The organism is Heliophilum fasciatum (assembly GCF_004341395.1).
GTDB classification, from domain to species: Bacteria; Bacillota; Desulfitobacteriia; order Heliobacteriales; family Heliobacteriaceae; genus Heliophilum; species Heliophilum fasciatum.
The window spans coordinates 1-6,503 of the sequence record NZ_SLXT01000049.1; the positions used below are offsets into that span (position 1 = coordinate 1).

6 protein-coding genes and 1 rRNA gene are annotated in these 6,503 nt (G+C 45.6%); 2 read left to right on the plus strand and 5 right to left on the minus strand.

What is annotated here, in order from left to right; genetic code table 11:
* Positions 1–363 precede the first annotated feature (363 nt).
* The 3 genes from EDD73_RS14275 to EDD73_RS14285 are packed head-to-tail and all read right to left on the minus strand — an operon-like array spanning position 364 to position 1,736.
* Positions 364–1,062, minus strand: a complete 699-nt coding sequence (locus EDD73_RS14275) for a hypothetical protein (RefSeq protein ID WP_131921065.1) — start codon at positions 1,060–1,062, stop codon at positions 364–366.
* A 59-nt stretch (positions 1,063–1,121) separates the two neighbouring features.
* Positions 1,122–1,382 (minus strand): hypothetical protein, encoded by a 261-nt coding sequence (locus tag EDD73_RS14280; protein WP_131921068.1) that lies wholly within the window; start codon positions 1,380–1,382, stop codon positions 1,122–1,124.
* 51 nt (positions 1,383–1,433) lie between these two features.
* Complete coding sequence (locus EDD73_RS14285; RefSeq protein WP_341468493.1) at positions 1,434–1,736, minus strand: metallophosphoesterase; 303 nt, start codon at positions 1,734–1,736, stop codon at positions 1,434–1,436.
* Between the two features lie 24 nt (positions 1,737–1,760).
* On the opposite strand from EDD73_RS14285, the gene EDD73_RS14290 reads away from it, so the two are divergent.
* Together EDD73_RS14290 and aroF are read left to right on the plus strand one after the other, a co-directional pair.
* On the plus strand, positions 1,761–2,111 hold the full coding sequence (locus EDD73_RS14290; RefSeq protein ID WP_131921072.1) for a hypothetical protein: 351 nt from the start codon (positions 1,761–1,763) through the stop codon (positions 2,109–2,111).
* A gap of 569 nt (positions 2,112–2,680) precedes the next feature.
* Positions 2,681–3,721 (plus strand): 3-deoxy-7-phosphoheptulonate synthase, encoded by a 1,041-nt coding sequence (gene aroF / locus EDD73_RS14295; RefSeq protein WP_131921074.1) that lies wholly within the window; start codon positions 2,681–2,683, stop codon positions 3,719–3,721.
* Here aroF and EDD73_RS14300 read toward each other — a convergent pair.
* The gene (locus EDD73_RS14300) at positions 3,705–5,891 is read right to left on the minus strand and encodes an ATP-binding protein (protein ID WP_165876549.1); all 2,187 of its coding nucleotides are present in this window, start codon (positions 5,889–5,891) and stop codon (positions 3,705–3,707) included. The genes aroF and EDD73_RS14300 overlap by 17 nt on opposite strands.
* Before the next feature lie 516 nt (positions 5,892–6,407).
* A 23S ribosomal RNA gene (locus EDD73_RS14305) occupies positions 6,408–6,503 on the minus strand; the annotation flags it as partial.

Genomic DNA, 6,503 nt, shown 5'->3' on the forward strand with positions numbered 1-6,503 from the left:
TTCGAGTCAAGCTCGTTTACTTACTAACTGGAATTCATAAATTAAAAGGTTATCACGCTTTTTCAACTGTTTGATTTTCAAGGACCAAGTTGTGCCGACTTCGTTCGTGTTGTTTTAACTCGCGGCGACATTTATAGATTCTAGCATACTCATTCGTGCTGCGCAAGAGGTTTTTTTATCCTCTTTTTAAGAACTTGAAAGCAGCATCAGAACCGAGTTGCTGTACCCCCGTTTTCGGCGGCGAGGAGTATCTTAACACGCCCCCTCACCGCCGTCAATCTTTTTTCTCGATTATTCACTGCCAATCCATTCCGTTTGCTTGTTTACTTAACGAACGGACTGGGTCATTCAACCTTGACTGGCTCATTCAACCTTGACTCCCTCTCTCAACGCTTGCGTATATAACACATCCTTGAAACTATTGAACTCCGGCAATCCCAGCTTTTCGCACCAGTAGTGCACCCGCTTTTCTGCTTCATATTCATCATAATGTCCCTCTTCTAAATCTTCCTCATCTAAAGCAAAACCGCAGCTTTCTTCAATATCCCTGGCCATGCCGACCTTATAACCCTCGATCGTTCTGATTTTAACGATCTTCCAAATCGTATCCTCTAGCGAAAAGACACCACCGTTACCAAAAAAAACGACCTCCCCTTTTCCAGAACCATTATTAGAAGCAGCGGCCACCTGACCTAAATAATATTTCATTTGTTCCAACGGAGCCACCCCCGTTTTCTTGCTCCATTTCATCAAGCGCTTCAAAATGTCCCGGTCGCCTCGGTTTTCTTCAAGCACCATTTTTTCGAGGCCGGTCATACTGCAGTAACTGAACCGCTCAAGATCAATATCAATGAGCAATTTGGGAACACCGTGAATTTGCACACGGGCAATTTGCCAGTGTCGTTGAGCATAAAAGTCCTCAAACTCCTGAATACCATGGGGGTCTTTGATCCCAAAGTGATCGATGATATTATGGTCGATCTGCCAGTCCAAATAGATGCCGAACAAATCATAAACCGTTCCGTATTTTTTCTTTAAATTCTTATCACCGAAAATATGCATCGTGCTCAGCCTTCCTTCACTCAAATGATCATGAACTTTGCTTCGTTATACAATCCCTGTTACCCAACGCGGCTCGCCTGATGGCCCACTTGATAGACGGCTGTTACGCGACCCTCATCAAGCTCAACTGCACTCAAGCAGCCGCCAAAGACACAGCCGGTGTCGATTCCCACACGTTGATCCGTGATGAAGGGATACCATGTTCCCGTGATCATGTCGGTCGGTGTGTGGCCAAAAATCACTTTTTTCTCAGTTGGTAGCGGACTTAAGTAAAATTCCTCCCGCAACCAAAGTAAGTCCCGTTCTTGCTGCCGGGCCATCGCAACACCCGGCCGGATACCGCCATGAACATAGATCCAGTGGCCATCCTGTCAATAGGCAGGCAAGCTCTTAAAAAAATCGACATAGTCCCTCAGCTCATCATCATGCTTGTGAAAATCCTTGATCGTTGCGCGACCACCGTTAAAGAGAAAATCTTGGCATCCCTGTTCAAAAAAATCTACCGCCATCTGCTCGTGATTGCCCCGCAAAAGCACAACATGATCCTTGCCAAAACTTTGTTGCAGTTCACACAGTTTCCGTACGGTCAGATAACTTTGCGGTCCCCGGTCAATGTAATCGCCCAGCATAATCAGCCGATCCTTGCGTAGATCCGGTTTCATCAGTGCCAACAACTGTTTGAAGAAACACTGGGGCGCATGGCCGATCTGGTTTACCAGCAGCTTTCAGATCATGCCAAAACCATCATCGATGACAATGTAGACAGGAAAAAAGTCGCTTTTGGCCATGAGCAGCTTCGCTTTCTGAATACGTTTGATCTGATGAAGAGGCGCGATTGCCCCTTCCCCTATTACCTCAAAGAACCCCTGCTCTGCGAAGTCACTTATGATGAAGATAATGAAGACGGAAAAAAACAAAGCATCCGTGGCACCATGCAACTGGTGACGGATGCTAACGGTCATTACAACCGGATCATGGTCCAAACGGATAAGTCTGATCTGGTGTTGTCCATCGATCAGGTAATACGTATCAATCCGATCAAGGAATAGTCGATGAGCCGCCCAAAGAGTAGTCGTGATCTACTCAAGGAATCGTCGATGCAAAAACAATTAATAAAACAACGGTTCCCCTATTGAATCCTGCTCTGTTTCGTGCTACATTGAAAAGCAATTCCACAGGAAACTAACAATGACGGAGAAAAGTAGGCGATACCATTTTCCGACAGGGCGAAAGCGTCATAGATTGAGAGCGCTTTCCGGAAAATGCCGTTGAAGTTCCCTCCTGAGTTACCGGGCGAAGCCGTTGTATCGATCGTGCTCGAGCAATCGATGCAAGTGGTGTGTAATTCCGGTCGCGCGCATCCGGCGTTAAAGGATGAGGGCAGCAATCTTTTGTTTGCCCCTACAGAGGTGGGCTTCCTCTCTTGTTGCAGATCATGACGATCGGCAGCCGAGTTGGAACCAACCAGGGTGGTACCGCGAAGAGCAGACGCTTTTCGTCCCTGAGGACGAAGAGCGTTTTTCTGTTTTAAACAATCAATGCTATGCGGTCAAGCAGTTAATGGTAACCAATCAAACAAATCGGAACAATCAAACAAAAATCAAGGAGGCTGTTTTCCATGGTTGTTGTTATGCGTCTGGATGCATCAGAAGTTCAAATCTCATTGGTAAATGAAGTATTGACGTCCCACGGTTTTGGCGCCCATCTGATCAAAGGAACCAACCGAATCGTCATCGGCGCTGTTGGTGAAGAACGCCAACTCCTGTCGGAACTCGGTCTCGAAGGAATGGCCGGCGTTGAAAAAGTTGTACCGATCATGAAGCCCTATAAGCTGGTCAGCCGCGAAGCGCATGCCCAATCGACCGTAATCCAGGTGAAAGACGCTGCCATCGGCGGACAGGACATCATATTGATCGCCGGTCCTTGCGCGATTGAAAGTTATGATCAAGTCTTAAGCGCTGCGCAGCGCTGCCGTGCTGCCGGAGCCACGGTGCTACGTGGCGGTGCCTATAAACCGCGTACTTCGCCCTACTCCTTCCAGGGCATGGAGAAAAAGGGCCTGGAAATTCTCCAACAAGTGGGCAAAGAAACCGGCCTGGCCACAGTAACGGAAGTCATCGATTATGAAAGCTTACAAGAAGCCTCGAACTACGTCGATATCGTCCAAATCGGAGCACGGAACATGCAAAACTTCCGGCTCTTGCAAGCAGTCGGTCAATCCAAAAAGCCGGTGATTCTCAAACGGGGACTTTCCGCTACGATTGAAGAATGGTTGATGGCTGCCGAGTACATCATGGCCTCCGGGAACTTGCAGGTCATTCTCTGTGAACGAGGCATTCGCACCTTTGAAACGTACACGCGTAATACGCTCGATCTGTCGGCAGTTCCCCTGATTAAAGAACTGACGCACCTGCCGATCCTCATCGACCCCAGCCATGCAACAGGCTCGGCCCGCCTCGTTGGCTCCATGTCCAAAGCCGCTATTGCTGCCGGCGCCGACGGGTTGCTGATCGAAGTTCACCCCAATCCCTGCAAAGCCCTGTGCGATGGTCCCCAGTCACTTGATCCGGATGCCTTCGCTTATCTGTCTAAGCAGTTGCAACGGGTGGCTTCAGCCGTTGATCGCGGCTTCCCAACCGTAACTACTGCAGAACTGTAAAATTGTCTCTTCGATGTATTAATGACGGATTTTTTACTAGACGATTTACCGCTTCTATCACCTCTTCGTATTTTTCTTCCATCTGAGATAATATGATTTCAGCGTTGTCTATTGACTTCATCCGACCGATCTTTTCAATTTGTTCACACAACATCCAAAAAGTTTTCGCACCAATCGTCATATTGATCGATTTTAAGGCATGACTCGTCTTTTCGATATCTTCAAAATGAATTTGATTAACTGCTTGTCTTAATTTTTTCATGAGTTGATTCGACTCACTCTTATATGTATCAATCAGGGAAGCTAAGAAATCGTGATTACCCGTTTTTGATAAGTCGTACATTTCCTTGATGACATCTAATTCGATAACAGAATAAATTTTATTGAGATACGACTCATTCTCAGATTCCAGGCTATGCCCGTGTTTTAAAGTATGGGGCACATTGGCCTTTTGTCCCGGAAGCCACCGCTCTAAGACAGCAATGAGTTGTTCCATCTTGATTGGCTTGCTGATGTAATCATCCATACCTGCACGAATACACTTTTCCTTATCTCCCTGCATCGCTAAGGCTGTCATGGCAACAATCGGTGTACGTTGGCATTTTCCCAATTCCCATTTCCGAATCGCCTCGGTAGCTTGAAAACCATCCATGACCGGCATATGGCAATCCATAAGAATGAGATCATATTCACCTTTTTGTATTGCTTGAACCGCTTCTACACCGTTATTGGCAACTTCTACATTCAAACCCATTTTACACAATAGAGCCACAGCTACTTTTTGATTTACTTTATTATCTTCAACAAGTAACACCGGCTTTTCCAGCATCCAAACCGGAAAGTTGTTAGGACTGGTGTTACTGTTGTCTACCCAATCCTCTTCCCTCTGAGGTACGGGCTCAGCAGCGATTGGATAAGGAATCGAGAACCAAAATAGGGAACCTTCATTGATTTTACTGGTAACACCGATTTTCCCATCCATGAGTTCGACCAACTGTTTGGAAATGGCCAACCCAAGGCCGGTGCCACCATAAAGTCGCGTTGTTGAAGAATCTGCCTGAGTAAAAGGATTGAACAGATTGGGAATAACTTCTTGCTTAATACCGATACCCGTATCTTTTACTTCAAACTTTACGTTCATGATGTCGTTATCTTGTGATGCGATACGAATTTGAATTCCTACTTCGCCATGAATGGTAAATTTGATCGCATTCGATACCAAGTTGATTAATACTTGACGTAAGCGGTTAGGATCCCCCATAACCCATTGATCTTCTTCGCTCGATATTGCTAATGATAGATTGAGTCCCTTTTCCACAGCCTTGTTCTTAAAAAGATTAATTACACTTGTACCGATATGACGTAAATTGAAAACAGTATCCTCCAGACGCACTTTTTCAGCTTCCAGTTTCGAAAAATCCAGTATATCATTGAGGACATGGAGGAGTACTTCGGCTGATTCCGAAATGGCTTTCGTATATTCTCGTTGCTCTACAGAGAGAGCGGTTTTGGACAATAAATTATTCATGCCAAGGATTCCATTCATGGGTGTGCGAATCTCATGGCTCATCATGGCCAAAAAATCACTTTTCGCTCGAATGGCGGCTTCTGCTTTTTGTAATGCCTGGTCGCGTTGCCTTATCTTCTCCTTGATGATATTGAATTGCTGGGCATTTTGTATCAGAAGGCTCTCGGTCTTGAGGCGAGCTTCAATCATGCTTCTCATTTTTTCCATTAGTTCAATTAAATCATTAGAAAATAGATTCTCTTTGTCATCAAGCAAACAGATGGTACCGAAGGGGCTACCGTCGGGCCTCCGTATCGGGAATCCAAGGTATGCAATCAGATTGTATTTCAAGTCGGGATTATGGTTCCACTCAGGCGATTTCAATGCGTTGGGCACCAGCAACATACTCTGCGTTTTGATGACCCTTTCACAATATAACCCAGAATCATAAAGATGTTCCTTTTGTTTGATCTTAAAAGGATTACCTTCATTGTTGCTGGCAACAAAGACTTCGATTTCGTCTGCACATATACGCATGATCAGCCCTGTACGAGTGCCAGATAACCTTGTGACAAGATCAATGATGCTTTGCCATTCTGATAAAATATCGTTTGATAAATATTCACAACACATGTTCGCTTCATCATCGACATCTTCAAACATTAGAATCTCCTCATTCTTATATAGCATATTCATAAAATATGTATAGAGACTTTATGTTTAACGCATCTGTTAGTAATTTCAAATGTTAACTGTACTGTCAAGTCTATCTCCATATTTGCATCATATCAATACTTATAATTGCCGTCAATCTCCGCTCTCGCTTTTTCCCTTCATTAATTAGCGCTCTAACTGATATGCCGATGTCGATGAAACAAAACAGTCTAGCTCGCTGTGCCAAACTGTTCCAAAGTAAACGTAAAGGCAGCCCCACCTTGTTACCAAAGCGGGGCTGCCTTTACGTTTATTTCCCATGTTTCACAAGTATCGTCGTTCACTCTTTTACCAGACATATTCCCTGAAAACTACACAGAAGCTTTGCAAGTATCAAATGTCGTCCTGCGGATGAAGGTATGTTCGCGGCTGTCGGCCATCACGGCCGCCGCGAGCTGACCATTCTTCGTAAGGAAGTTCGCGGTTATGGCCGTCCGGGCCACCGCGAACGACCTCACGTCCTGTGAGGTCAAGACCTCGACTGATTCGTACCCGTCCACTAAACACCTCACGGTGCGTACATGCCGGGCCGATCGACCAGATCGTCTTTCTGGAGTCTTA

Coding starts and splice junctions, on each gene's coding strand:
- EDD73_RS14275 (WP_131921065.1), bottom strand. CDS start 1,062: ATGCATATTTTCGGTGATAAGAATTTAAAGAAAAAATACGGAACGGTT.
- EDD73_RS14300 (WP_165876549.1), bottom strand. CDS start 5,891: ATGTTTGAAGATGTCGATGATGAAGCGAACATGTGTTGTGAATATTTA.
- EDD73_RS14290 (WP_131921072.1), top strand. CDS start 1,761: ATGGCCGATCTGGTTTACCAGCAGCTTTCAGATCATGCCAAAACCATC.
- aroF (WP_131921074.1), top strand. CDS start 2,681: ATGGTTGTTGTTATGCGTCTGGATGCATCAGAAGTTCAAATCTCATTG.
- EDD73_RS14280 (WP_131921068.1), bottom strand. CDS start 1,382: ATGGCCCGGCAGCAAGAACGGGACTTACTTTGGTTGCGGGAGGAATTT.